Source organism: Streptomyces sp. NPDC048057, assembly GCF_040653095.1.
In the GTDB taxonomy this organism is placed as follows: Bacteria; Actinomycetota; Actinomycetes; order Streptomycetales; family Streptomycetaceae; genus Streptomyces.
In genome coordinates this window covers 62,738-86,957 of sequence record NZ_JBEZNF010000021.1, presented here as the reverse complement: position 1 = coordinate 86,957, position 24,220 = coordinate 62,738, and the positions used below count along the sequence as shown (strand labels likewise).

The window sequence follows — 24,220 nt, the reverse complement described above, 5'->3', positions numbered from 1 at the left end:
CCCCGTGACACGGTCCCGTGTCACGGGGCTCTCGGATGCTGCGGGCGGCTCGATCGTCAGACGGTGCCTTCTTTGATGCCCGTGACGAACGCGGTGAACACGTTGGCAGGGACGTTGAGTATGGGTCCGGTCGGGACCTTGGAGTCGCGGACGGGGACGACGCCGGTGGAGGCGTGGTCAGGAGCCCATTCGACGCATGACCCACCATTGTTGACGCTGTACGAGGACTTGACCCACCGCAACGGAGAGGGGTTGGTCTTGGCCATCACAAAGTGCCCTTTCGTAGCTGTTCGATCATGGCGACGGACTCAGCCTGTGACGCAGCCTCGATCTGAAGTTGATGGTACTTCCTTACCAGCGGCAGGACGGAGGATGGATCACGGTCCAAGTGCCCCTGGGTCTCCGACTCAACGTAAGACATCACCGACCGATCGGCCATCGTCAGCAGGTGCACCAGTCGGTTGAACGGTTGCCGTTCCCCCATGGAGTACGGGGCGATCTGTAGCCCGGAGTTGGGCATGGCGGCGAACTCAAGCAACCGTGCAAACTGTGCGTCCATCACGCCTGGGCCGCCGACGGGCCTGCGGATACAGCTCTCGTCGAGCACCACGTGGAACAACGGGCCCGGAGTCCGATACAGCGCCACCTGTCGGTCCGCCAGGAAATCCACGCGTTCCGCAGCTTGCTCAGGTGTGATGTCACCTTGCTGGACACTGAACCTCGCGATCGCCTGGGTGTACTCGCGAGCTTGGAGCGGTCCAGGGATCAAGCCTGCCTCGAACAGCCGGACCTCGGTCGCGCGGCTTTCGTAGCCCACGTACTCGGGAAACCCTTCCAGCAGGCTTCCGTGCTGCATCTCATGCCACTGGCGTTCGAATGTGGCATCCGTGCCCACGAGGCCGAATGCCGCGTCGGCAGCCTTCGCGAAGTGCAAGGACGGCGACTTGCGCGTGGTTTCAACTCCCGAGATATGCCCGCTGGATACGTTCATATGCTCGGATAGGTCCTCCTGTGTCCAGCAGCGTAGCTCCCGTGAACTGCGGAGACGCGCGCCGAACGCCGCTTGCGGTGATGCGTCCGGGTTCAGTTCCTTACGGTTAACCATGCATCCCCCAACTGATCTGCCCAGGCAGCCATGTTGATTGGGTTCTGACTCTAGTCCACTCTGAATCCGCTTGGTAGTGAAACCGCTACGGAGAGGAGTGGTCGTGCCCGGAATGTCTCCGCGTCAACGTGTGTCAGAAGAACTGGACTTGTTAGTCGGCGGACACGAAGAAGGCGCGCCATGAGCGGCCCCCGAGACCTGCCGAAAGGCACCGTGGTCCGTGACTCCGTTGCCAAGCGGACCGGTGTCGTCATGGCCCACGACGGTGGCCGTTACTACCTCCGCCCCTGCAAAGGCGGAATCGAATGGACCGCGCGTCGCGAGGACCTCAGCGCCACGCTCTCCGACGTTCTGCGCCCGGCTGTCGCTGAGTTGAACGCCAACAGCCGCAAGAACAGGTGACGGGCGAGGCCCACCAGCTCCGCTCTCGCGCATCAGCGCGCCCTGGCGCTGAAGGCAATGACGCGAGGGCGGCAAGGGGCGGGACCGAAGGGTCCCTCTCCTGGTTCCGGTCGCCAGAGGGCGTGCCCCCGTCCCTGGCGGCCGGGACCGAAATCAACTCTCAACCATCCTGCACGGGAGTCGCACCATGATCGAGCGAGGTCGGTACAAGGGCTGGCGCTCCGTCCACGTCCTGGCCGAGGACATCGTCGTGTCCGCCGAGTGCATCACGGGCGGCCCGCAGTGCGGCGCCAAGATGCCGCCCCCGGAAGACGGGGAGTGCGCCGGGCACGACGACGTCGATGAATGGATGGAGTTACACCTCCGCCTCACCGGCCACGACCTCTTCGTCGAGATCCACCGCGAACCGGTCCGCTGGGGCCCACCCACCCCCTACCCGGAGCCCTGGCCCCGGGCGGCGAGCTGATGACGCGGTTCGCCGTCGCCGTGTTCTTCGGCATCGTCGGCGGCTGCCTCGGGCTGATGCTTCTCGGCCTGGCCAGGCCGTAGAAGACTCCCGTTGTCGCGGCGGGCAAGGGGACTTCCGAGGCAGCGGGTCGAATACCCCCACAGCGAAGAGCCCCGCGGCACGGCACAGTGCCACGGGGCTCTCGGTCGCTACGGGTGCGATCAGTCCTGCTGGGCGCCCTCGGGGAGGGTGCGGAGCTTCATCGGCTTCGCGCTCTTCGAGCCGAAGCCGTAGTCGAGCAGCTTCGCCGCGTCGTCATAGCGGCCCGCGCCGTTCAGCACGACGCCGATGTACGTCTTGCCGTTGCGGGACGCGGTGAACGTCAGGCAGGGGCCGGCGGCCGTGCCCGTGCCCGTCTTCATGCCCGTCGCGCCGCTGTACGAACCGAGCAGCTTGTTCGTGTTGTACCAGGTGTACGTGCGCGTGCCGCCCGTGCTGGTCTTCGCGGACGCCTTGTACGTCGTCGCCTTCACGATGCCGCGGAAGGTGCCGTTCGCGTAGGCGTGCCGGGCCAGCTTCGTGAGGTCGGCCGCCGTGGTGTAGTTCTGGCCGCCCTGCGAGATGCCGTCGAAGGAGTCGAACTTCGTCTTCTTCAGGCCCAGCGACGCGGCCTTCGCGTTCATCTTGGCGACGAAGGAACGGGTCCGCTTGCTCGGGCTGTTGCCCGTGCCGAACGTCTCGGCCAGGGCGTACGCGGCGTCACAGCCGGAGGGCAGCATCATGCCGTACAGCAGCTGGCGCACCGTCAGGGTGTCGCCCGGCTTCAGGTCGGCGGTGCTGCCGCCCTGCTTTATCACGTAGTCGCGGTGCGAGGACTTGACCTTCACCTTGCGGTTGAGGTCGACGCCCGGGGTCGTCAGCACGGTGATCGCGGTCGCGATCTTCGTCGTGCTCGCCATCTGGCGGGTGGTGTGGGCGTCCTTGCTGTAGATCGAGACGCCGGAGTCGTAGTCCATCACGTAGCCGCTCTTGGCCGTGATGGTCGGCACCGCGGCCTTCGCCTGGGCGGGCGTGGCCAGCGGGGATGCGGTGAGCAGCAGACCGCCGGAGAGGATCACGGTGGCGGCTCGGCGCGTCCGCACGCTGTTGAGAATCAAAGGGAACGCTCCCGTTGTGGACGAATGCGTATGTGTCAAAAGGTGTGTGGGAGCCCTGTTGTCATGGGAGTGCGAGAAGGGACTCACATAAAAGACGCGTGAGTCTCGTGAATGGATGCACAAGAAGCCGGGATTTCTGTGCGGGTGCCCTACAAGCAGGTGATTCGAGCATCTCGACCTGGTCGGCTCCCGCGTCAGTCCAACGTCTGCGTCAGTTCGCTCCGGCCCGGTGTGTGGACGACGCGGCCGTACGCTCCGTTGACGATCGGCATGAAGGGCGGGACGTGGCCGCACTCCACGTCGGCGATGATCGGCACGCCGAGCGGGCCGAGTGCGTCGAGGACGGCCTCGTGCTGGCTGAGGGAACGTTCGCCGGGCGTGTTGGTCCGGCCGACGAGGACCGCGTTCGCCCGGTCGAAGAACCCGGCGAGCCTCATGCCGTGCAGGTTCCGGCAGATGCTGAAGGCGTCGTCGCCACCGGCCTCCACGTACACGAGAAGGCCGTCCGGCGACTCGTTGCGGGCGAAGGTCGAGACGTCGAGGTAGGGCGTCCCCGCGAGATTGCACAGCATTTCGATGCAGCCGCCGATCAGCCGTCCCTCTGCCACCACGTCGCCGCTGCCGTCGAGCCGGGTCCAGGCGCCCGCGGCGTCGAGCGTGTACTCGCGCACGTCGGGGTGGGCGGCGAAGTCGTCGAAGCCGGCGGTCCGGTGGCGACCGGGCGGGGTCTGGGTGAAGCGGTGCCCCCGGGGCGCCGCGACGATGTCGAGCCACGACCGGAGCCCTTCGGACACGCGGTAGGGCGTGTCCATGAGGTTGCTGCCGTGCACGGTCGCCGTCCCCGTGAGCAGCGTCATCGGCGTGATCAGGGTCGACATGTCGGAGTACCCGACGAGCCAGGTGGGCTCTGCGTTCCGCAGCCCGTCCCAGTCGAGCAGCGGCACCAGGTCGATCGCGGTCTCGCCGCCCCACGGCGGCACGACGGCCTTGATCGTGGGGTCGGTCAGCATCGACATCAGCTCGCTCGCGCGCTCGGCGGCCGAAGCGCTGACGTGCCCGGAGCCGTCCATGCACCGGCCGATGACGACCTCGTACCCGCGGTCCCGAACGTCCCGGACGGCGACGCTGAGGCGCTCGTGCAGCTCCTTCGGGACCCCGCTCGACGGAGAGGTGACGCCGACGCGGTCACCGGGACGCAGGGGTGAGGGATATCGAACGGCCATGCGCCGGATTTTGACATGGCGCCGTGCCCCGGGGACACCGAGTTCCGTCCGGCCCCGGCGCTTGGTCACCAGAAGGATCCCCGTGCTGCGCCTCCGGGCTCGTCCTGCATGGTGGACAGCCCCTGGGAACGCACCTCACTTGTATCTATGCTGTGCGCATGTCAGCTCCTGCGCCCGCTCTCCCCGCCGCCGAACGCGTCTACACCCACATCAAGCAGGCGGTGCTGGACCGTCGTTACGAGGGCGGGACGCTGCTCACCGAGGGGGAGCTGGCCGACGCGGTCGGGGTCTCCCGGACGCCCGTGCGCGAGGCGCTGCTCAAGCTTGAGGTCGAGGGGCTGATCAAGCTCTATCCGAAGAAGGGCGCGCTGGTGCTCGCGGTGTCGGCGCAGGAGATCGCCGACGTGGTCGAGACCCGGCTGCTGGTGGAGGAGCACGCGGCGCGCAAGGCCGTCCCCGCGTCGCCGCGGCTGGTGGCGCGTCTGGAGGAGCTGTTGGAGCAGCAGAAGCGCCAGTGCGAGGCGGGCGACCTGGCCGCCGTCGCCGTCACCGACCGCAACTTCCACCTGGAGATCGTGCGCAGCGGGGGCAACGAGATCCTGTCCCGGCTGTACGAGCAGCTCCGCGACAGACAGCTGCGGATGGGCGTCGCGGTGATGCACGCCCACCCCGACCGGATCGCGAAGAACGTCGCCGAGCACGGCGAGATCCTCGACGCGCTGCGTGCCGGCGACCCGGACGCGGCGGCGGCGGTCATCCACCGGCACGTCGGCTGGTTCAACAACCTGGCGCGGGGCGACCTCCGATGAACAGGGGCCCGTCGGGCGGATCGACGCCGGCCCCGATAGCCCTCCCCGGTGACCCGCCCGGCGGCCGTCGCGCCGCCGTGATCTGGGGCATCGGGGTCTCCGTCTACTTCGTCGCGGTCATCTTCCGCACCTCGCTGGGCGTCGCGGGGCTGGACGCCGTCGAGCGCTTCGACGTCAGCGCCTCCGCGCTCTCCACCTTCTCCATCGTGCAACTGCTGGTCTACGCGGGCATGCAGATCCCCGTGGGCGTGCTGGTGGACCGGCTGGGTGCCAAGAAGGTGCTCGCGCTGGGCGCCGCGCTGTTCACCCTCGGCCAGTTGGGGTTCGCGCTCTCCCCCTCGTACGGCACCGCGCTCGCCGCCCGTGCGCTGCTGGGCTGCGGCGACGCCATGACCTTCATCAGCGTGCTGCGGCTCGGCAGCCGCTGGTTCCCGGCCCGGCGCGGGCCGTTGGTGGGCCAGGTCGCCGCGCTCTTCGGCATGCTGGGCAACCTCGTCTCCACGATGGTCCTCGCCCGGATGCTGCACGACCACGGCTGGGTGACCACCTTCGCGGGCAGCTCGGCGGCCGGCGCGGTCGTCCTCGTCCTGGTGGTGTGCTTCCTCAAGGACCACCCCGAGGGGCACGAGCCGCCGCCGGTCCGCCCCGAGCGGCGCCGGGGCCGCGGCTCGGGTGTGTCCTTCGTCCGACAACAGGTCGTCGACTCCTGGCGGGAGCCCGGCACCCGGCTCGGAATGTGGGTGCACTTCACCACCCAGTTCCCCGCGATGGTGTTCATGCTGCTGTGGGGCATGCCGTTCCTCGTCGAGGCGCAGGGGGTGTCCCAGGAGACCGCCGGCTCCCTGCTGACGCTGGTGGTGCTGGTGAGCATGGTGGTGGGCCTGGTGTACGGGCAGGTCATCGCCCGGCACCACGCGGCCCGACTGCCGCTCGCCCTCGGCACCGTCGTGGCCACCGCGCTGGCCTGGGGCGCCACGATCGCGCACCCGGGCGACCGCGCCCCGTTCTGGCTGCTGATCACGCTCTGCGCCGTCCTCGGCGCCTGCGGACCCGCCTCGATGATCGGCTTCGACTTCGCCCGGCCGGCGAACCCTCCGCAGCGGCAGGGCACCGCGTCGGGCATCGTCAACATCGGCGGCTTCACCGCGTCGATGACGACGCTGCTGGTGATCGGCCTGCTGCTGGACGCGACCGGCGGCTCCTACCGGATCGCCTTCTCCTGCGTCTTCGTGCTGGAGGTGCTCGGCGTGGCCCAGATCCTGCGGCTGCGCGGGCGGACCGCGCGGCTGGAGCGGGAGAGGCTGGTGGCGAGCAAGGTGGAGGCGGTGCACGTACCGGCGTGACCACGGCGCTGCCGCTGCGGGTGCGACGGAGCGCCGAGGCGGCCCGCCGTCACGCCGTGATCGCCGCCGTCACGGCGTGACCGCGAACTCCCGCAGGATCGCCGAGGCCAGTTCCTGGTCGCCCTCGACCTTGATCCGGTCGGCCACCGCGCCCGCCCGCACCCGTCCGCACGCCAGCCGGTAGTACGTCTCCCAGTCCGTCGCCAGCGTCACCAGCGGACCGAGCGAGGGCGAACCGTCGACCGAGCCGCGGCCCTCCGCGTTCACCCGGACCGTGCGCAGGAACTCCACCGGCCCGTGCACGTCGATCACCACGGCCGAGTTCGCCGGGGCGCCCGCGTCCTTGGCGACGACCTTGGGCAGCGCCTCCAACAGCACGTCCCGCACCACGAACGCGCCGGGGGAGTCGATGTTCCCCGGGGCGTTCAGCGCGGTGCGCAGGTCCTGCTCGTGCACCCAGATGTCGAACGCGCGCATCCGCATCGCCAACTCCAGCGTCTGCTCGGCCCCGAGCGGCGCCCGCACCATGGTCTCCGGCGACCTGCTCTCGTTCCGCAGCTGCCGGGCGCGGCGGATCATCGTGTACTCCAGCTCCGCCACCATCTCCGGCGAGGTGTGGTGCCGGCGCACGTCCACCTGCATCTCCATGTACCGGGCGAAGTCGCTCTTCACGTGGTACAGGTCGCGCGGCAGCGTGTGGATGGGACGCGGGTCGCCCAGCATCTCCGTCTCCATGCCGATCACGTGCGAGACGACGTCCCGCACCGACCAGGCGGGGCACGGCGTGGCGCGGTTCCACTCGCCTTCGACGAGGGGCGTCACCAGCTCCGCTATGGCTTCGATGGAGTGGGTCCAGGCATCGGCGTAAGTCTGGAGACTGGGATGGACGGTCACGGAACCCCTCGACGATTCTGCGGGCGGCTGGGCGGTGGACGGTGGCGTGGGAGGCTCGGCAGGGTAAAAGGTACGCTGCCGGGCACCGGGTCGGCAGAGCTTTCGTGTGACGATCGTAGGCCCGTACGCAAGAGGCGAGTACAGAACGGCGTGGGTACGCCACGGCATCGGGCGCATCCGACCCTGGGCCGGGCTCCCCCCGCGCGCGCTCCGGCCCCGCGGGACCGCCCCGTCACAGGAGCCCCACCAGGACGAAGAGCGTCGTCGTCGGCAGCAGCGCCATCGCCCCGCCGACCCACCAGTATGCCCGGGCGGCCCGCAGCGGCCCCCTCCGCATCAGCTTGCCGATCAGGTACCACAGTCCCAGTAGCCCGCCCATCAGCGGAACCAGGAGCGTCAGCCCGGGGAGCACGCCGTCGTTCTCGGTGGGCTCGCGCTCCGTCAGCCCCAGCTCCGCCAGCGGGTAGTTCACCGCGAGGTAGATCGACAGCCAGAGCGGGACGACGGCGAGCAGGCCGAGCACCAGGTTGAAGAGGACGGGCACCACCCACGCGAGGGCGGCGGCGCCTCTGGTCGGCGGCGCGGAGCCCCCGCCTTCGGTCCCGTCGCGGTCGGTGCGGTCGCGGTCGGTGCGGTCGCGGTCGGTCCCGTCGCGGTCGGTGCGGTCGCGGTCGGTGCGGTCGCGGTCGGTGCGGTCGCGGTCGGTGCGGTCGCGGTCGGTGCGGTCGCGGTCGGTGCGGTCGTGTTCGGTGCTCATGTGGAGGACGGACGCCGGCCGGTCGGCCCCGGTTCAACGGCCGTGATCCGGCGTTCACACCCGGATGGCAAGCTGGAAGCATGAACGATCCCGCCCCGTCGCCCGCGCCCGCGCCCCGCCGTGCCCGCGTCCGCGCCCCCGAACTCGTCGGCAAGGGCGGCTGGCTCAACACCGGCGGGCAGGTGCTGACCCTCGCCGATCTGCGGGGCAAGTGCGTCGTCCTCGACTTCTGGACCTTCTGCTGCATCAACTGCCTGCACGTCCTCGACGAGCTGCGGGAGCTGGAGGAGAAGCACCGGGACACCCTCGTCGTCATCGGCGTCCACTCCCCGAAGTTCGTGCACGAGGCCGACCACGGGGCCGTCGTGGACGCCGTCGAGCGCTACCAGGTGCACCACCCCGTGCTCGACGACCCCGACCTCGCGACCTGGAAGCAGTACGCGGTGCGGGCCTGGCCCACGCTGGTCGTGATCGACCCGGAGGGGTACGTCGTCGCCCAGCACGCCGGCGAGGGACACGTCCACGCCATCGCCCGCCTGGTGGCGGAGCTGGAGGCGGAGCACGCGGCCAAGGGCACCCTGCGGCGCGGCGACGGGCCTTATGTGGCGCCCGAGCCGATCGCCGGCGACCTGCGCTTCCCCGGCAAGGCCGTCGCCCTGCCGGACGGCCGTCTGCTCGTCTCCGACAGCACGCGGCACCAGCTCGTCGAGTTCGCGGCGGACGGCGAGAGCGTGCTGCGCCGGATCGGCGGGAACGGCGAGTTCAACGAGCCGCAGGGGCTCGCGCTGCTGCCCGACGGACGCGTCGCCGTCGCCGACACCGTGCACCACCGGATCCGGGCGTACGACCCGGTCAGCGGCGCGATCGAGACCCTGGCCGGCACCGGCCGCCAGTGGTGGCAGGGCTCGCCCACCGAGGGCCGGGCGCGCGAGGTGGACCTGTCGTCGCCGTGGGACGTGGCCTGGTGGGACGGGAAGCTGTGGATCGCGATGGCCGGGGTGCACCAGCTCTGGACGTACGACCCGGCCGACGGCACCGTGCGCAAGGCCGCGGGCACCACCAACGAAGGGCTCGTGGACGGCCCCGCCGACGAGGCGTGGTTCGCCCAGCCCTCCGGCCTCGCCGCCGCCGAGGACCGCCTGTGGATCGCCGACTCCGAGACGTCCGCGCTGCGCTGGATCGACCGCGACGGCGTCGTGCGCACCGCCGTCGGCACCGGCCTCTTCGACTTCGGCCACCGCGACGGGTCCGCCGGGCAGGCGCTGTTGCAGCACCCGCTGGGCGTGACCGTGCTCCCGGACGGCTCGGTCGCCGTCAGCGACACGTACAACCACGCGCTGCGCCGCTACGACCCCGCGACCGGCGAGGTCACCACGCTCGCCACGGACCTGCGGGAGCCGTCGGACGCGGTGGTGGTGGACGGGGACGTCGTGGTCGTCGAATCGGCCCGGCACCGGCTGACCCGGCTGCGCCTGCCGGAGGAGGCGGTCCGCGTCGAGGCGGTCGCGCACCGCACCCGGCGCGCGGCCACGGACATCGCCGGCGGCGCGCTGCGGCTGGACGTGGTCTTCGAACCCCCGGCGGGCCAGAAGCTGGACGGGCGCTACGGCCCCTCCACCCGGCTGCTGGTCTCCGCCACGCCCCCGGAGCTGCTGCGCTCCGGCGCGGGCACGGATGCGGCGCTGTCGCGCGTGTTGGAGATCGACCCGGCGGTGGGCGAGGGCGTCCTGCACGTCTCGGCGATGGCGGCGTCCTGCGACGACGACCCGGAGAACCCGTATCCCGCGTGCCACGTCCACCAGCAGGACTGGGGGGTGCCGGTGCGGGTGACGCCGGACGGGGCGGCGAGGCTGCCGCTGGTGCTGGCGGGGCTGGCCTGATCCCCGTGACGACCGCGCCGACGGTGACGGTCGTGTTGCGTTGAACGGCGCGAGGGCCGTGGTGTGCAGAACACCACGGCCCTCGGCCACTGTTGGTACCGCCCGGTCCCCGCGCGTCACTTCGCGATCGGGGAGACCGCGACGCAGCCCCCGCCCGCGGCGACGCCCGAACCGGACTTCTCCGCGATGGCCTTGCCCTTGTGGGTGATCTTGCAGGTCATCTCGGCGTCGCCGCCGGCGTCCAGCGCGGACGGCAGCACCGACGCCGGCATGACGCCGCGCAGCTTCACCGTCTTGGTCCACGGCAGGGTGGGCTTCTCGACGGTCTCCATCTTCGGCTCCATGGCGGTGCCGCCGCCGGCCGTGTAGACGATGGAGTCCACGTTCTTGCCGGTGACCTCCAGGGTCACCTCGTACTCCTCGTTCACGACCTTGTCGACCTGGTCGACGGCCTTGTCCTTCACGGCCTCCTCGGCCTCGGAACAGGCGGTCAGACCGAAGACGAGACCTGCGGTGACGGTCGCGGCCACGGCGGCCTTGCGGATGGAGCGGTGCATGAGGAGCCCCCCGGTGGTGATCGATTGCACCGGCACATAACCGTAAAGACGAGGTAAAAGTCAAACGGTCACCGGGGCCTGCACCTACTCCGCGAGGAACGCCGTCAGAGCGTTGGCCAGCAGGTACGGGTCGTCCGCGCCGCACAGTTCGCGCGCGCTGTGCATCGACAGGATGGCCACGCCGATGTCGACGGTCTGGATGCCGTGCCGGGCCGCGGTGATCGGGCCGATGGTCGTGCCGCACGGCATCGCGTTGTTCGACACGAACGTCTGCCACGGCACCCCGGCGCGCTCGCACGCCGCCGCGAACACCGCCCGGCCGCTGCCGTCCGTCGCGTACCGCTGGTTCACGTTGACCTTGAGGATCGGCCCGCCGTTGGCCCGCGGGTGGTGCGTCGGGTCGTGGCGCTCGGGGTAGTTGGGGTGGACGGCGTGCCCGGTGTCCGAGGACAGGCAGACCGTGCCCGCGAAGGCGCGCGCCCGGTCCTCGTACGTACCGCCCCGGGCGAAAACGGAACGTTCCAGCACGGATCCGAGCAGCGGGCCCTCCGCGCCGGTGTCGGACTGGGAGCCGTTCTCCTCGTGGTCGAAGGCGGCGAGCACGGGGATGTACGACGGCTCGGCGGCGTCGCCCGCGACCGCGGCGAGCGCGGCGGTGCCGGCGTGCACCGAGAGGAGGTTGTCCATCCGCGGGCCGGCCAGCAGCTCCCGGTCCCGACCGAGGTACGACGGCGCCTCCACCGGGTGCACCATCAGGTCCCACCCGGTGATCTCGCCGGCCGGCAGCCCGGCCTCCTCGGCGAGGAAGCGGATCAGGTCGCCCTCGCGGACGTCGTCGCCCAGGCCCCAGATCGGCTGCATGTGCCGCTGCTTGTCGAGCTTGAGCCCCTCGGTGTTCACCGAACGGTCCAGGTGCACCGCGAGCTGCGGCACCCGCAGCAGCGCCCGGTCGACGTCGACGAGCCGCTCGGAGCCGTCCCGCAGGCTCAGCCGCCCGGCGAGCCCGAGGTCCCGGTCGAGCCAGGTGTTCAGCAGCGTCCCGCCGTAGATCTCCACGGCGACCTGCCGCCACCCCGCGCTCCCGGTGTCCGGCAGCGGCTTCACGCGCAGGTTCGGCGAGTCGGTGTGCGCACCGACGATCCGGAACGGGGTGTGCGCCGCGGCACCCTGGGGCACGTACCACGCGATGACCGCCCCGCCGCGGACGACGTACCGCCCCCCGGCGGTCCCGTCCCACGCGTCGGTCTCCCGCACCTGCCGGAACCCGGCCTTCTCCAACCGCGCCCCCACGTTCGCCACGGCGTGGTACGGCGACGGCGACGCGGCCAGGAAGGACATCAGTTCATCGGTGTGGCCGCGGTCGAACGGGCCGGGCGCTCTGCTGCTCATGGACCCACTGTAACGAGCAGGTGTTCTCTTTCCGGCGGAGCCGGGGAGTGGGGCTACAGCCGATCGATCTCCGTGAGGTCGATGTCGATCTCAAAAGGCTCTGCCAGCTTCAGACGGTCGCGGAAGACGCCGGTGGACAGGTAGGCGCCGGTGCTGTCATCCCTGGCGAAAGTGTGTACCACTGGCAACTCGTCCTCTTCGCCCATCTCCACGCGCCAGAAGTAGGGGACCCTGGCACCGGCGTACTTGTGCGGCTTGGTGTCACGGTCGCGGTCTTCGGAGTCGGGGGAGACGACCTCAACGGCGAGGACGACGTCCGCGACGTCGTATCGGGTCTTGCGACGGCCAGTGATGGCGCTTGCCTTGAGCACGATGAGGTCTGGCTCGGGCACATTGCGTGGACCGATCACAATGGCCATTTCCCGGCGCACGCGCAGATCCTCGGGGATGTGTTGATGCATACCGCGTTCCAGTACGAACAACACCATGGTGTGAAAGTCGCGTTGCGGACTCACAAAAACCAGGCTCCCGTCGATCAGCTCCGTGTGCGGCGGGAGGTCAAGCGCGAAAAGGTCATCCATGGTGTAGCCGCCCTTGGGCGGCATGGGCCACGAGGAGCCGTCCGGCTGCCGGTGCTTCGAGTAGTCCGTCGCCTTGGCGGTCATGGTTCCTCCCATGAACGGGATTCTGGGGCCCTGTACCAGCCTACCCAGCTGATACGACGAGAGTTCCACCCGCACGAGTGGATCTGACGTTCGAAGTTGACGCGCGCCAGCGAAACCGCTGGTACAGGCCCGAGAGGTCAGCCCTTGGGCCCGGCGTAGCTCAGGGCGTCGTCTTGGAGGCGGGCCGTCGGGGTGGTGCCCTTTTGGGTCTGGCGGGAGCGGTCGGAGAGGAGGGTGGTGAGGGCGGCGACCTCGGCGTCCGTGTAGGTCTTGGCGGCGGTGCCGAGGCCGAAGGTCCGGATGGTCAGCACGGTCGTGCCGACCGCGTTCACGGACAGGACGCTCGGGGCGCGGAGCTTGCCGGTGCCGCGGACGGCGTCGGTCTTCTCGCCCTCGCGCGCGGGGAGCGTGATCTTCTGCTGGCCGTCGGGCAACAGCTCCGACTGGGTCCGGTCCGTCAGCAGGGCCGGGTGCGCCGCCGTCGCCGCCTGGGCGGACTCGTAGCTGTGGACGGTGAACTCGACGGTGCCGGCGTCGGGGCGGTTGAACTGCGCCGTGCTCGTGTGCAGCGCGCCCTTGCACCAGCCGGTGGCCTTGCCGCGGCAGGTCGGCTCGGTGCTGGAGCGCGGCTCCTGTTGCAGGTCGTACGGCGTGGGCGGGGCGCTGAGCCGCCAGCCGGGCAGGTCGCTGGCGCCCGGGAGGACGGAGGCGACGCGGGCCGCGTCGATCCGGGCCGCGACGGGCGGGCCGGACTCCTGCTTGCTGGCCGCGCTCTTGCTGTTGCTGCTCTTGCTGCTGTCGGCGGAGTCGGAGTCCGAGTCGGACGACGAGCAGCCGGTCAGCAGCAGCGCCGCCGCGAGCCCCGCGGCGGTCGTGACGGCAGCGAAACGCGCATTCCCCGTGAACTTCATGTTCCCCCCATGTCGTTGGCCGCGATCATACGTACGGCCCGCTCCTCCGAGGAATCCTCGGTGGAGCGGGCCGTACGTTCGCGTACGACTACGGCGGCGCCGTCAGAACGCGGCCTCGTCCAGGTCCATCAGCGAACCGTCCACCGACTCGGCGAGGGCCCGCTCGACCGAGACGCCCGGCAGCACGTTCGCCGCGAAGAACTTCGCCGCGGCGATCTTGCCCGAGTAGAACGGGACGTCCTTCGCGGACGCCGTCTGGAGCTTCTCCTGCGCCACGGCCGCGCCGCGCAGCAGCAGATAGCCGACGACCACGTCACCGGAGGCGTACAGCAGCCGGGTGGTGTTGAGCCCGACCTTGTAGATGTTCTTCACGTCCTCGCCGGTGGCGATGAGGTCGTTCGTCATCGTGCCGACGATCGCCTCCAGGTCCACCGCCGCCTTCGCGAGCGCGTCGCGCGCCGCGGCCAGCTCCTCGCCGCCGCTGCCGAGCGCGAGGAACTTCTTGATCTCCTCCGCCAGCGTGTTCAGCGCCTGGCCCTGGTCACGGACGATCTTCCGGAAGAAGTAGTCCTGGCCCTGGATCGCGGTGGTGCCCTCGTAGAGGGTGTCGATCTTCGCGTCCCGGATGTACTGCTCCAGCGGGTACTCCTGGAGGTAGCCGGAGCCGCCGAAGATCTGGAGCGCCTGGGCGAGCTGCTCGTACGACTTCTCCGAGCCGTAGCCCTTCACGATCGGCAGCAGCAGGTCGTTCAGCGCGATCAGGCCGGCCGCGTCCTCGCCCGCCGCCTCCTTGACCGCGATGTCGTCCTGCACGGACGCCGTGTAGAGCACCAGCGCGCGCATGCCCTCGGCGTACGCCTTCTGCGTCATCAGCGAGCGGCGCACGTCGGGGTGGTGGGTGATGGTGACCTTGGGCGCGGACTTGTCGGCGAAGTTCACCAGGTCCTGGCCCTGGACGCGCTCCTTGGCGTACTCCAGCGCGTTCAGGTACCCGGAGGAGAGGGTGGCGATCGCCTTCGTGCCGACCATCATCCGGGCGAACTCGATGATCATGAACATCTGGCGGATGCCGTCGTGCTTGTCGCCGATCAGCCAGCCCTTGGCGGGGTGGCGGTCGCCGAAGGTCATCTCGCAGGTGTTGGACGCCTTGAGGCCCATCTTGTGCTCGACGTTCGTCGCGTACGCGCCGTTGCGCTCGCCCAGCTCGCCGGTCTCCCAGTCGAACTCGTACTTCGGCACGAGGAAGAGGGAGAGGCCCTTGGTGCCGGGTCCGGCGCCCTCGGGGCGGGCCAGCACGTAGTGGAGGATGTTCTCCGCCATGTCGTGCTCGCCGGAGGTGATGAAGCGCTTCACGCCCTCGATGTGCCAGGAGCCGTCCTCCTGCTGCACGGCCTTCGCACGGCCGGCGCCCACGTCCGAGCCGGCGTCCGGCTCGGTGAGGACCATGGTGGAGCCCCACTCCTTCTCCACGGCGATCGCGGCGACCTTCTTCTGCGCCTCGTTGCCCTCGGCGTAGAGGATCCCGGCGAAGGCGGGGCCGGACGAGTACATCCAGATGGCCGGGTTGGCGCCGAGCAGCAGCTCCGCGTACGACCAGATCAGGGAGCGGGGCGCGGTGGTGCCGCCGATCTCCTCCGGCAGGCCGAGCCGCCAGTACTCCGAGTCCATGAAGGCGCGGTAGCTCTTCTTGAAGGTCTCGGGGACCGGGGCGGTGTTCGTCCCGGGGTCGAAGACCGGGGGATTGCGGTCCGCGTCGGCGAACGACTCCGCGAGGTCGTGCTCCGCGAGGCGGGCGATCTCCTCAAGGATGCTCTTGGCGGTGTCGGGGTCCATCTCGGCGAACGGACCCGTGCCGTACAGCTTGTCGCGGCCGAGGACCTCGAAGAGGTTGAACTCGATGTCGCGGAGATTCGGCTTGTAGTGGCCCATGGCGACGGCTCCGTTGTAGATCGACTACCAGTACTGGTGAGTAGTTACGATGATGCTACCCACCGGTAATAAAGCGCAACCCCGTTTGGGTCATCTGTGACTCGTTACTCTTGCGGGCATGTACGGCTATGACCAGAGTCAGGGCGCCCAGCAGCAGTACGCGTCCCAACAGCCCTACGGCGGACAGCAGCACGGGCAGCAGCACGCACAGCAGCAGCCCGGGCAGCCGCTGTACCCGGAGCCGTCGCCGCCGTCCCTCGCCGACGCCGTACGGGCCTTCACCACGGGCTCCCTCTCCGCGGAGGACTTCCAGCAGATCTTCGCGACCTCCAAGGTCTACTGTCCGCGCGGGGACAACCCCGGCTTCCTGGCGCTGCACAACACCCAGCAGCCGGTGATCCCGATGTTCACCTCGCTGAAGGAGCTGCGCCGGTACGCGGGCAAGGAGTCGAAGTACTTCGTGATCACCGGCGCCGAGGTGATCGACCTGCTGCCGACGGGGTACGGCTTCGTCCTCGACATGGAGGGCGACCACCGGATGGTCTTCGACGCGAAGGCGGTCGAGCAGATGGTCGACTTCGCGATGCGCCGCATGTACGGCTGACGCACGGTCCGCAGCGCGTCCGTCCTTCTTCTTCCGGGGCCCGGGAATGACTCCCGGGCTTCCTTCGTTGCCAGTGGCAGAAAGTTCAGTCTTCAACTAAACTGGCTGTCACCAGTCGCACAAGGAGGTAGCCCCCATGCCCGCAGTGACTGTCGAGAACCCGCTGACCCTGCCGCGCGTCGCCGCGCCCGCCGAGGCCGTGGCGCGTCCCGTACTCGCCGTGACCACCGCGCCCACCGGCTTCGAGGGCGAGGGCTTCCCGGTGCGGCGCGCCTTCGCCGGCATCAACTACCGGTACCTCGACCCGTTCATCATGATGGACCAGATGGGCGAGGTGGAGTACGCGCCGGGCGAGCCCAAGGGCACGCCCTGGCACCCGCACCGCGGCTTCGAGACCGTGACGTACCTGATCGACGGAACGTTCGTCCACCAGGACAGCAACGGTGGCGGCGGCACCATCCAGAACGGCGACACCCAGTGGATGACCGCCGGCTCGGGCCTGCTGCACATCGAGGCCCCGCCGGAGGACCTGGTCGTGTCCGGCGGCCTCTTCCACGGCCTCCAGCTGTGGGTGAACCTGCCCGCGGCGGACAAGATGATGGCCCCGCGCTACCAGGACATCCGCGGCGGCCAGGTCCAGCTCCTGACCTCCCCGGACGGCGGTGCGCTGCTGCGCGTCATCGCGGGCGAGCTGGACGGCCACGAGGGGCCGGGCATCACGCACACCCCGATCGTCATGGTCCACGCGACCCTGCGGCCCGGCGCCCAGATCACGCTGCCGTGGCGGGAGGAGTTCAACGGCCTGGCGTACGTGCTGGCCGGACGCGGCTCGGTGGGCGCGGACCGGCGACCGATCCACGTCGGCCAGACCGCGGTCTTCGGCGACGGCGGTGCGCTGACGGTCCGCGCGGACGAGTCCCAGGACTCGAACACCCCCGACCTGGAGGTCGTGCTGCTGGGCGGCCGGCCGATCCGGGAGCCGATGGCGCACTACGGTCCGTTCGTGATGAACACGCAGGAGGAGCTGCGGCAGGCGTTCGAGGACTTCCAGAAGGGACGCCTGGGCACCGTGCCCGCGGTCCACGGCATGTGACCGTCGCCCAAGGCTCCGCTCACGCGACCCGCGGGTCCGCCGTGCGGCGGGCTTGCGGGGTGAAGCCTGCGGGTCGCCGGAGCGCGGTTTCGCCGTGCGGCGGGCTGTGCTGTGGCGCCTGCGGACCGTGGCTGGCCGGTCGCGCAGTTCCGCCCCCTACGCCCGGAGGGCGTGGGGGGACCCCCAGCGCCCCTAAACACCTCTGCCCCAGCCCGCAGGCAAAGGACGGGGGCAGCGAATCAGGGGCGCGGGGAACTGCGCGACAAGCCGCAGATGGCCCGCAGGCGCAAAACTGACCGCCAGATCAACGGCGCCCCGCGTCCGCACGGCAACCCGCTGGTGCGACAACACGGCCCGCCGCACGGCGGAGGGTCACCCGGACGGACCTTCCAGGGGGCCGCCACCCCGGTGGGGTGGTCGGGTGGCAGGGTGCACACCCTTCTGCCCGAACCGGTGCGGCGGCTCGCCGCGTGGTGCGTCGTCCTGTTGCTCATCGCGGGCGTCGGCGGGGTCGCGATCTGGCTGATCATCACGTTCCGCACCGCCGTCACCCCCTTCCTGCTCGCCATCCTCGGCACCGCGCTGCTCGGGCCCCTGTACCGGCGGCTGGTCGCCATGAAGGTGCACCCCTCGGTCGCCGCCGGGCTGACCTGCGCAGCCGTGGTCGCCGTCGTCGGCGGTGCGCTGTACGTGATCGTCGCCGCGCTCGTCGACAACGGCGCCCAGATCCTCGACTCCCTGCGCAACGCGGCCCAGGGCATCACCGACCACTTCGGCGCCGCCGGTACCTCGCTCAACGACGTCGCGCGCAACGCGAAGGACCTGCTCGCGAAGTTCGGCGGCACCGCGGCGTCCGGGGTGATCAGCGGGCTGAGCGTGGTGGGCCAGGGCATCGCGACCGCCGTGCTCGCCCTGTTGTTGATCTTCTTCTTCCTGCGGGACTCCGACAAGGCCGCGGGGCTCGCCCGCTCCGTCGTGCCCGGCAAGGGCGGCGAGATGGTGGAGGCGATGGGCCGCCGCGCCTTCGAAGCCGTCGAGGGCTTCATGCGCGGCACCACCGTCATCGCCCTGATCGACGCCGTGTGCATCACCGTCGGCCTGCTGATCCTGCGGGTGCCGGGCGCGGTCGGGCTGGGCGCGCTGGTCTTCGTCGGCGCGTACATCCCCTACCTCGGCGCCTTCCTGTCGGGCGCGGTGGCCGTCCTGGTGGCGCTCGCCGACCGGGGGTGGGTGATCGCGCTGTGGGCGCTGGGCGTGGTGCTCGCCGTGCAGGTGCTGGAGGGGCACGTGCTCCAGCCGATGATCCAGAGCCGTACGGTCCAGATGCACCCCGCCGTGGTGATGCTGGCGATCACGGCCGGCGCGGGGGTGGCGGGGATCCTCGGAATGCTGCTGGCGGTGCCGGTGACGGCGGCGGCCTTCGGCATCGTCGGCGAGCTGCGGGCCCGCTACGGCCGGGCGGACGAGCCGGACGCGCCGGATGCCCCCGACGCTCCCTAGCCGTCGAAGCGGCGGCGCGCCTCTTCGATGTCGCCGAGGTACTGGTGCGTCCAGGCGCACATGGCGTCGACCGTGGCGTGCAGCGCCCGGCCCGGCTCGGTGAGGGCGTACTCGACGCGCGGCGGGACGGTGGGGTGCACGGTCCGCTCGACCAGGCCGTACCGCTCCATCATGCGCAGGTTCTGGGTGAGCATCTTGTGGCTGACGCCCTCGACCTCGTCCCGCAGCTCGCTGAAGCGCCGGGTGCCCCCGCTGAGGGCCTCGATGATCAGGAACGCCCACTTGTTGGCGACGTCGGAGAAGATCTGCCGCGCCAGCGAGTCCGCGCGGCGCAGGTCCGCATCCTCGGGCGAGCCCGTGTACTGCTTGGTCACCATGGGGTTCCTCAGTTGCCGAAAAGTGCGTTCTTCCGCAGGTGCACTCACTCTCCTACAGTTCCTGAGTAACCACAAGAGACCAAGGTGAGGGAGCGGAATCATGACCACCACGGACGTCTACGGCCACGGCGTGCCGGCGGAGGACGACTTCGGATACGTGCAGGCGATCAGGTCCGGCGAGCTGATCCACGTCTCCGGCCAGCTCGCGCTCGACGAGGCGGGCGCGTTCCGCCACCCGGACGACTTCGTTGCCCAACTGGAGCTGACCTACGCCAACTTCGACCGGATCCTGGACCACTACGGCGCCACCCGCAGCCAGATCGTCTCGCAGGTCCTGTACGTGGTGGGCCTCCAGCGGCACGCCCAGGCCATGGCGAAGGGCAACCGGGCGTACTTCGGCGACCACCGCCCGGTCAGCACGGCCGTCGGCATCACGGACCTGACGTTCCCCGGACAGGTCGTCGAGATCAGCGCGATCGTCGACACGACGCTGCCCCGCTAGCGCCCTGCGGGCCGCGGTGCGGTGCGGGGTGCGGTGCGCGTTGCGGGGTGGCTTGGACATGCCCGCCGTTGCCCTGACGGTCGGTTTGGCGACCGCGGCCCGGTGGGTGGTTCTCGCGCAGTTCCGCCCCCTGTGCCCTGCGGGCACGGGGGGACCCCCAGCGCCCCTGACCCACCCGCCGTTGCCCTACGGGCCCATTGGTCTCTGCAAGCCACAGATCAGCCGCAGAGACCAACGGGCCCGCAGGGTAACGGCGGGCATGTCCAAGCCACCCCGCAACCCGCACCGCATCCGCAGCCCGCACCGCGCGAGCGGAAAGGCCCCGCACCGGGCCGGGCGCCGTTGGCGCGTGGCGGTGCGGGGCCTTTTCGTAGCGAAGACCGGGAGGCTACTCCGAGGGCTTCGACACAGGCTTGCGCAGCTGGAGGTTCAGCTCGCGCAGCCGCGTCTCGTCCAGCTCCGTCGGCGCGCCCATCATCAGGTCCTGCGCGTTGCCGTTCAGCGGGAAGGAGATCGTCTCGCGGATGTTCGGCTCGTCCGCGAGCAGCATCACGATGCGGTCGATGCCGGGCGCGATGCCGCCGTGCGGCGGGGCGCCGAAGCGGAAGGCGCGCAGCATGCCGCCGAACGCCTCCTCCGTGGTCTCCCGCGCGTAGCCCGCGATCTCGAACGCCTTCAGCATGATCTCGGGCTCGTGGTTCCGGATCGCGCCGGAGGACAGCTCGATGCCGTTGCAGACGATGTCGTACTGCCACGCGAGGATGTCGAGGGGGTCCTTCTCCTCCAGGTCCTTCATGCCGCCCTGGGGCATCGAGAAGGGGTTGTGGGAGAAGTCGATCTTCCCGGTGTCCTCGTCCTTCTCGTACATCGGGAAGTCGACGATCCAGCAGAAGCGGAAGACGCCCTCCTCGAAGTGGCCGGCGCGCTTCGCCGCCTCGACGCGGACCGCGCCCATGATCTTGGAGACCTCGTCGAACTCGCCCGCGCCGAAGAACACGGCGTGGCCGGCCGCGAGGCCGAGGCGCTCGGTGAGGACCTTGACGTTCTCCTCGGTGAGGAACTTGGCGATCGGGCCGGTGAGGGACCCGTCCTCGGCGACCCGCACCCACGCCAGGCCCTTGGCGCCCTGCTCGACCGCGTAGTCGCCGAGCTGGTCGAAGAACTTCCGCGGCTGGGCGGCGACGTCCGGCACCGGCAGCGCGCGCACGTGCTTGCCCGCGAACGCCTTGAACTCCGAGCCCTCGAAGACGTCGGTGATGTCCACCAGCTCCAGCTGGGCGCGCAGGTCCGGCTTGTCGCTGCCGTACTTCAGCATCGCCTCGCGGAACGGGATCCGCGGGAAGGGGGACGTGACGTGCCGACCGCCGCCGAACTCCTCGAACAGCTCCGTCATCAGCTTCTCGACCGGCCGGAAGACGTCCTCCTGCTCGACGAAGCTCATCTCCAGGTCGAGCTGGTAGAACTCGCCGGGGGAGCGGTCGGCGCGGGCGTCCTCGTCGCGGAAGCAGGGCGCGATCTGGAAGTAGCGGTCGAAGCCGGAGACCATCAGCAGCTGCTTGAACTGCTGCGGGGCCTGCGGCAGCGCGTAGAACTTGCCCGGGTTCAGCCGGGAGGGCACCACGAAGTCGCGCGCGCCCTCGGGGGAGGTCGCGGCGAGGATCGGGGTCGCCATCTCGTTGAAGCCCAGCGCGGTCATCTTGTGCCGGATCGCGGAGATCACCGCGGACCGCAGCATGATGTTGCGGTGCATGCGCTCGCGGCGCAGGTCCAGGAAGCGGTACTCCAGGCGGCGCTCCTCGTTCACGCCGTCGTCCGCGTTGATCGTGAAGGGGAGCTGCTGGGCGGCGCCGAGCACCTCGACCTCGGCGACCTCGACCTCGACCTCGCCGGTGGGCAGCTCCGGGTTCACGTTGTCCGCGCCCCGGCTGACGACCGTGCCGTCGATGCGGACGACGGTCTCCTTGGTGAGGTGGCTCAGCGCCTCGTTCGCGGCGGTGCCGGGACGGGCCACGAGCTGCGTGATGCCGTAGTGGTCGCGCAGATCGATGAAGAGGATGCCGCCCAGGTCTCGGCGATTGTGCAGCCAGCCGCTCAGCCGGACGTCCGTGGAGACGTCAGAGGCGCGGAGCTCGCCGCAGGTGTGGGACCTGTACCGATGCATCGTCGTTCATCCAGTCTTGGGGGTCGGGGGGTGCTGTAGGGGGTCGGGTGCGCCCCGGTCAGCGGGTGCCCCGGGCAGTACGGGGCCCTAAAAGGTTACCGCCCGCCCCTCCCGTACCTCATTGCCTTATACATGCCACGGCGCGACCCCCGCGGCAGGGGGCCCGGCGGGGGTCCGGCGGGAAGCGCCCCGATCCGCGCCGATCCGCGCCGGATCCGCCCCTACGGGCCCCGATCCGCCCCCGTCGGTCATCACCCAACGGATCGGAATAAAGTGAGGCAATGCGCACCGAGGACGTCCTGGCCGCCGTCGCGACCGGCCTGTGGCGGTGGGACAACGCAGCCGGGACGGTCACCCTCGACGCCGAGGCGGCCCGGCTGCTGGAACTGCCCGCCGCGCCCCAGGCGCACCCGGACGCCGTCCCGTACCCGGAGACCACCGTCCGCGCCCGGATCCACCCCGTCGACTGGAACGAGATCAACGGCGTCGTGAACCTCGCCGTCGCCGAGGGCACGGTCGCCGAGGGCCGGCTGCGGGTGGTCGACGACGACGGCCGGGTCCTGCGCACCGTGCGCAGCCGCTCCAAGCCGGTCGCCCGGGACGGCTCGTACGAGCTGGTCGGCCTGCTCCAGGAGGTCGCCGAGCCCGCGGAGGGCGCGGCGGCCAAGACGCCGGTCACCGGCGACTGGCGGCGCTCGCGGGAGGCGTTCCTGCTGGACGCCGGGCGGGCGCTGGCCGAGGCCCGCTCCACCGCGGAGGTGCTGCGGGTCGCCGCGTCCCTGTCCATGCCCGGCTTCTCCCCGGACGGCCTCGCGGTCTTCGGCGCCGCCGGCGACCGGCTGAGGATCGTCGGCCACCACGGACACCAGAGCGCCGGCGGGGACCCCTTCAGCGACATGCGCCTGGACACCGACCACCCGGCGGCCGAGGTGGTCCGCTCCGGCCGCGCGGTCTATCTGCCGAGCCCCGACGAGTACGCCCGCCGCTACCCCACGAGCTGGCCGCTGGCGCAGCCGCTGGGCCGGCAGTCCTGGGCGTACCTGCCGCTGATCGTCGCCGGACGGACCATGGGCGCCTGGCTGGCCGCCTTCCGCCACCAGGTCGTCTTCACCCCCGACGAGCGGTCCGTGCTGACCACTGTCGCCCGGATGCTGGCGCAGGCGCTGGCGCGCGCCGGCGTCGCCGAGACCGAGCGCGAGCTGTCGCTGGGCCTCCAGCGGTCAATGATGCCGGTGATCGGGCCGGCGATCCCCGGCATGGCGGTCGCCGGGCGCTACGTCCCCACCGGCGGCGGACTCCAGGTCGGCGGCGACTGGTACGACATGATCCCGCTGCCGTCCGGCCGGATCGCGCTGGTCATCGGGGACGTCCAGGGCCACGACGTACGGGCGGCCGGGCTGATGGGCCAGCTCCGGATCGCGCTGCGGGCGTACGCGTCCGAGGGGCACCGGCCGGACGCGGTGCTCTCCCGCGCCTCCCGCTTCCTGCACGGCGTCACCGACGCGTACGACTCCGCCGACGTCTCCGGCCTCTCCGGGCCGCGCTTCGCGACCTGTCTGTACCTGGAGGTCGACCCGGCGACGGGGCACATCGAGATCGCCCGCGCCGGGCACCCGGAGCCGGCGGTGCGGATGGCGGACGGGACGGTCATCGTCTGGCCCACCGAGGGCGGGCTGCCGCTCGGCATCGACCCGGACTCCGACTACCCGACGACCCGGCTGCGGCTCCAGCCCGGCGAGACGATGATGATCTGCACCGACGGGCTGCTGGAGACCGGCGGCCACGACCTGGACACCGGGTGGGTGCGGCTGCGGGAGGTCATGGAGCGGCACCCGGACACCGCGTCCCTGGAGGAGCTCGCCGACTCCCTCGTCCAGGCGGTCCACGGGCCCGTCTCGCACCACACCACCGGCCCGTTGGCCGACCGGCGCGAGGACGACGTGGCGCTGGTGCTGCTCTCCCGCGAGGGCGGCCCGGTGGCCGTCGCGCCGCGGCGCACCGCGATGACGATCGCCCAGGCGGAGCCGGAACGGATCGCGGCGGCGCGCCAGACCGTGCGGGAGCTGCTGCACGACTGGGCGGACCCGGAACAGGTCGACTCGGCGGTGCTGATGGTCTCCGAGATGGTCACCAACGTCCTGGTGCACACGGACGGCAACGCGCTCATGGTCGCCCAGGTGACGCACGCGGGCGGCGCGGGGGAGCGCCTGCTGCGGATCGAGGTCGCCGACGCCAGCGACGAACTCCCCCACAAGCGGCGGCCGGGGGAACTGGCGTCGTCCGGGCGCGGGCTGGTGCTGATGGAGATGCTGGCGGACGCGTGGGGGGTCGATCCGCGGGGCGAGGGCAAGTCGATCTGGTTCGAGCTGCACGAGTCGCAGCCGAAGCCGGAGTAGGGCCTCCGGGGTCGCCGGGGTCTCGCCGGGGTCGGTCGTCGGAGCCGTAACTCTTACAGCCTTGTCGAGGCGATCGGGTCGCTCCTAGCGTGCGGAGCCGTAAGCGACCGCCCCCGCG

The 24,220-nt window shown here is 70.6% G+C and carries 23 protein-coding genes; 10 read left to right on the top strand and 13 right to left on the bottom strand.

Going from position 1 to position 24,220, the window contains the following annotated elements:
• Positions 1-56 precede the first annotated feature (56 nt).
• On the bottom strand, positions 57-266 hold the full coding sequence (locus AB0E05_RS24380) for a DUF397 domain-containing protein (RefSeq protein WP_361966977.1): 210 nt from the start codon (positions 264-266) through the stop codon (positions 57-59).
• Positions 266-1,105 (bottom strand): helix-turn-helix transcriptional regulator, encoded by an 840-nt coding sequence (locus AB0E05_RS24375; RefSeq protein WP_361966975.1) that lies wholly within the window; start codon positions 1,103-1,105, stop codon positions 266-268. Before AB0E05_RS24375 ends, AB0E05_RS24380 begins: the two co-directional genes overlap by 1 nt.
• A gap of 180 nt (positions 1,106-1,285) precedes the next feature.
• On the opposite strand from AB0E05_RS24375, the gene AB0E05_RS24370 reads away from it, so the two are divergent.
• Together AB0E05_RS24370 and AB0E05_RS24365 are read left to right on the top strand one after the other, a co-directional pair.
• Positions 1,286-1,507: a hypothetical protein gene (locus AB0E05_RS24370; RefSeq protein WP_361966972.1), complete on the top strand. Its 222-nt coding sequence runs from the start codon at positions 1,286-1,288 to the stop codon at positions 1,505-1,507.
• 187 nt (positions 1,508-1,694) lie between these two features.
• Entirely contained in the window at positions 1,695-1,973 is a 279-nt protein-coding gene (locus AB0E05_RS24365) for a hypothetical protein (RefSeq protein ID WP_361966969.1), read from the top strand.
• Positions 1,974-2,176: 203 nt separating this feature from the next.
• Here the strand turns inward: AB0E05_RS24365 and AB0E05_RS24360 are convergent, their stop codons facing one another.
• Together AB0E05_RS24360 and AB0E05_RS24355 are read right to left on the bottom strand one after the other, a co-directional pair.
• On the bottom strand, positions 2,177-3,097 hold the full coding sequence (locus tag AB0E05_RS24360; protein ID WP_361966966.1) for a serine hydrolase: 921 nt from the start codon (positions 3,095-3,097) through the stop codon (positions 2,177-2,179).
• A 209-nt stretch (positions 3,098-3,306) separates the two neighbouring features.
• Positions 3,307-4,335 carry a S66 peptidase family protein gene (locus tag AB0E05_RS24355; RefSeq protein WP_361966963.1) on the bottom strand — a complete coding sequence of 343 codons (1,029 nt, stop codon included), beginning with the start codon at positions 4,333-4,335 and terminating at the stop codon, positions 3,307-3,309.
• 158 nt (positions 4,336-4,493) lie between these two features.
• Here AB0E05_RS24355 and AB0E05_RS24350 point away from each other — a divergent pair, with 158 nt between their 5' ends.
• Together AB0E05_RS24350 and AB0E05_RS24345 are read left to right on the top strand one after the other, a co-directional pair.
• Positions 4,494-5,144, top strand: coding sequence for a GntR family transcriptional regulator (locus AB0E05_RS24350; protein WP_361966961.1), 651 nt, complete (start codon positions 4,494-4,496; stop codon positions 5,142-5,144).
• A complete protein-coding gene (locus AB0E05_RS24345; RefSeq protein ID WP_361966959.1) occupies positions 5,141-6,487 on the top strand; it encodes an MFS transporter in 1,347 nt (448 codons plus the stop codon). The genes AB0E05_RS24350 and AB0E05_RS24345 overlap by 4 nt, the downstream gene beginning before the upstream one ends.
• A 69-nt stretch (positions 6,488-6,556) precedes the next feature.
• On the opposite strand, the gene AB0E05_RS24340 is transcribed toward AB0E05_RS24345, so the two are convergent.
• Together AB0E05_RS24340 and AB0E05_RS24335 are read right to left on the bottom strand one after the other, a co-directional pair.
• Entirely contained in the window at positions 6,557-7,381 is an 825-nt protein-coding gene (locus AB0E05_RS24340; RefSeq protein ID WP_361966956.1) for a maleylpyruvate isomerase family mycothiol-dependent enzyme, read from the bottom strand.
• 232 nt (positions 7,382-7,613) lie between these two features.
• A complete protein-coding gene (locus tag AB0E05_RS24335) occupies positions 7,614-8,138 on the bottom strand; it encodes a hypothetical protein (protein ID WP_361966954.1) in 525 nt (174 codons plus the stop codon).
• A gap of 80 nt (positions 8,139-8,218) precedes the next feature.
• On the opposite strand from AB0E05_RS24335, the gene AB0E05_RS24330 reads away from it, so the two are divergent.
• Positions 8,219-10,018 carry an NHL domain-containing thioredoxin family protein gene (locus tag AB0E05_RS24330; protein WP_361966952.1) on the top strand — a complete coding sequence of 600 codons (1,800 nt, stop codon included), beginning with the start codon at positions 8,219-8,221 and terminating at the stop codon, positions 10,016-10,018.
• 116 nt (positions 10,019-10,134) lie between these two features.
• Here the strand turns inward: AB0E05_RS24330 and AB0E05_RS24325 are convergent, their stop codons facing one another.
• The 5 genes from AB0E05_RS24325 to AB0E05_RS24305 form a co-directional block, all read right to left on the bottom strand.
• Positions 10,135-10,575: a hypothetical protein gene (locus AB0E05_RS24325; protein WP_361966950.1), complete on the bottom strand. Its 441-nt coding sequence runs from the start codon at positions 10,573-10,575 to the stop codon at positions 10,135-10,137.
• 84 nt (positions 10,576-10,659) lie between these two features.
• Positions 10,660-11,964, bottom strand: coding sequence for a M18 family aminopeptidase (locus AB0E05_RS24320; RefSeq protein WP_361966948.1), 1,305 nt, complete (start codon positions 11,962-11,964; stop codon positions 10,660-10,662).
• 53 nt (positions 11,965-12,017) lie between these two features.
• Entirely contained in the window at positions 12,018-12,629 is a 612-nt protein-coding gene (locus tag AB0E05_RS24315) for a Uma2 family endonuclease (protein ID WP_361966945.1), read from the bottom strand.
• 137 nt (positions 12,630-12,766) lie between these two features.
• Positions 12,767-13,540 carry a hypothetical protein gene (locus AB0E05_RS24310; RefSeq protein ID WP_361966942.1) on the bottom strand — a complete coding sequence of 258 codons (774 nt, stop codon included), beginning with the start codon at positions 13,538-13,540 and terminating at the stop codon, positions 12,767-12,769.
• A 102-nt stretch (positions 13,541-13,642) separates the two neighbouring features.
• A complete protein-coding gene (locus AB0E05_RS24305) occupies positions 13,643-15,469 on the bottom strand; it encodes an acyl-CoA dehydrogenase (RefSeq protein WP_361966940.1) in 1,827 nt (608 codons plus the stop codon).
• Positions 15,470-15,587: 118 nt separating this feature from the next.
• Between AB0E05_RS24305 and AB0E05_RS24300 the strand changes: the two genes are divergently transcribed.
• The 3 genes from AB0E05_RS24300 (at position 15,588) to AB0E05_RS24290 (ending at position 18,666) form a co-directional block, all read left to right on the top strand.
• On the top strand, positions 15,588-16,073 hold the full coding sequence (locus AB0E05_RS24300) for an SseB family protein (RefSeq protein ID WP_361966937.1): 486 nt from the start codon (positions 15,588-15,590) through the stop codon (positions 16,071-16,073).
• A gap of 136 nt (positions 16,074-16,209) precedes the next feature.
• Positions 16,210-17,166, top strand: a complete 957-nt coding sequence (locus AB0E05_RS24295) for a pirin family protein (protein WP_361966935.1) — start codon at positions 16,210-16,212, stop codon at positions 17,164-17,166.
• Between the two features lie 429 nt (positions 17,167-17,595).
• Complete coding sequence (locus AB0E05_RS24290; RefSeq protein WP_361966933.1) at positions 17,596-18,666, top strand: AI-2E family transporter; 1,071 nt, start codon at positions 17,596-17,598, stop codon at positions 18,664-18,666.
• Here the strand turns inward: AB0E05_RS24290 and AB0E05_RS24285 are convergent.
• The gene (locus tag AB0E05_RS24285; RefSeq protein WP_361966930.1) at positions 18,663-19,043 is read right to left on the bottom strand and encodes a helix-turn-helix domain-containing protein; all 381 of its coding nucleotides are present in this window, start codon (positions 19,041-19,043) and stop codon (positions 18,663-18,665) included. The genes AB0E05_RS24290 and AB0E05_RS24285 overlap by 4 nt on opposite strands.
• 100 nt (positions 19,044-19,143) lie before the next feature.
• Between AB0E05_RS24285 and AB0E05_RS24280 the strand changes: the two genes are divergently transcribed.
• Entirely contained in the window at positions 19,144-19,545 is a 402-nt protein-coding gene (locus AB0E05_RS24280) for a RidA family protein (RefSeq protein WP_361966928.1), read from the top strand.
• Positions 19,546-19,933: 388 nt separating this feature from the next.
• On the opposite strand, the gene aspS is transcribed toward AB0E05_RS24280, so the two are convergent.
• Positions 19,934-21,706: an aspartate--tRNA ligase gene (gene aspS, locus AB0E05_RS24275; protein ID WP_361966925.1), complete on the bottom strand. Its 1,773-nt coding sequence runs from the start codon at positions 21,704-21,706 to the stop codon at positions 19,934-19,936.
• A gap of 281 nt (positions 21,707-21,987) precedes the next feature.
• Between aspS and AB0E05_RS24270 the strand changes: the two genes are divergently transcribed.
• Positions 21,988-24,102, top strand: coding sequence for a SpoIIE family protein phosphatase (locus tag AB0E05_RS24270; protein ID WP_361966923.1), 2,115 nt, complete (start codon positions 21,988-21,990; stop codon positions 24,100-24,102).
• The last annotated feature ends 118 nt before the right edge of the window (positions 24,103-24,220 follow it).

Coding starts and splice junctions, on each gene's coding strand:
- AB0E05_RS24380 (WP_361966977.1), bottom strand. CDS start 266: ATGGCCAAGACCAACCCCTCTCCGTTGCGGTGGGTCAAGTCCTCGTAC.
- AB0E05_RS24375 (WP_361966975.1), bottom strand. CDS start 1,105: ATGGTTAACCGTAAGGAACTGAACCCGGACGCATCACCGCAAGCGGCG.
- AB0E05_RS24370 (WP_361966972.1), top strand. CDS start 1,286: ATGAGCGGCCCCCGAGACCTGCCGAAAGGCACCGTGGTCCGTGACTCC.
- AB0E05_RS24365 (WP_361966969.1), top strand. CDS start 1,695: ATGATCGAGCGAGGTCGGTACAAGGGCTGGCGCTCCGTCCACGTCCTG.
- AB0E05_RS24355 (WP_361966963.1), bottom strand. CDS start 4,335: ATGGCCGTTCGATATCCCTCACCCCTGCGTCCCGGTGACCGCGTCGGC.
- AB0E05_RS24350 (WP_361966961.1), top strand. CDS start 4,494: ATGTCAGCTCCTGCGCCCGCTCTCCCCGCCGCCGAACGCGTCTACACC.
- AB0E05_RS24345 (WP_361966959.1), top strand. CDS start 5,141: ATGAACAGGGGCCCGTCGGGCGGATCGACGCCGGCCCCGATAGCCCTC.
- AB0E05_RS24335 (WP_361966954.1), bottom strand. CDS start 8,138: ATGAGCACCGAACACGACCGCACCGACCGCGACCGCACCGACCGCGAC.
- AB0E05_RS24330 (WP_361966952.1), top strand. CDS start 8,219: ATGAACGATCCCGCCCCGTCGCCCGCGCCCGCGCCCCGCCGTGCCCGC.
- AB0E05_RS24325 (WP_361966950.1), bottom strand. CDS start 10,575: ATGCACCGCTCCATCCGCAAGGCCGCCGTGGCCGCGACCGTCACCGCA.
- AB0E05_RS24320 (WP_361966948.1), bottom strand. CDS start 11,964: ATGAGCAGCAGAGCGCCCGGCCCGTTCGACCGCGGCCACACCGATGAA.
- AB0E05_RS24315 (WP_361966945.1), bottom strand. CDS start 12,629: ATGACCGCCAAGGCGACGGACTACTCGAAGCACCGGCAGCCGGACGGC.
- AB0E05_RS24310 (WP_361966942.1), bottom strand. CDS start 13,540: ATGAAGTTCACGGGGAATGCGCGTTTCGCTGCCGTCACGACCGCCGCG.
- AB0E05_RS24305 (WP_361966940.1), bottom strand. CDS start 15,469: ATGGGCCACTACAAGCCGAATCTCCGCGACATCGAGTTCAACCTCTTC.
- AB0E05_RS24300 (WP_361966937.1), top strand. CDS start 15,588: ATGTACGGCTATGACCAGAGTCAGGGCGCCCAGCAGCAGTACGCGTCC.
- AB0E05_RS24295 (WP_361966935.1), top strand. CDS start 16,210: ATGCCCGCAGTGACTGTCGAGAACCCGCTGACCCTGCCGCGCGTCGCC.
- AB0E05_RS24285 (WP_361966930.1), bottom strand. CDS start 19,043: ATGGTGACCAAGCAGTACACGGGCTCGCCCGAGGATGCGGACCTGCGC.
- AB0E05_RS24280 (WP_361966928.1), top strand. CDS start 19,144: ATGACCACCACGGACGTCTACGGCCACGGCGTGCCGGCGGAGGACGAC.
- aspS (WP_361966925.1), bottom strand. CDS start 21,706: ATGCATCGGTACAGGTCCCACACCTGCGGCGAGCTCCGCGCCTCTGAC.
- AB0E05_RS24270 (WP_361966923.1), top strand. CDS start 21,988: ATGCGCACCGAGGACGTCCTGGCCGCCGTCGCGACCGGCCTGTGGCGG.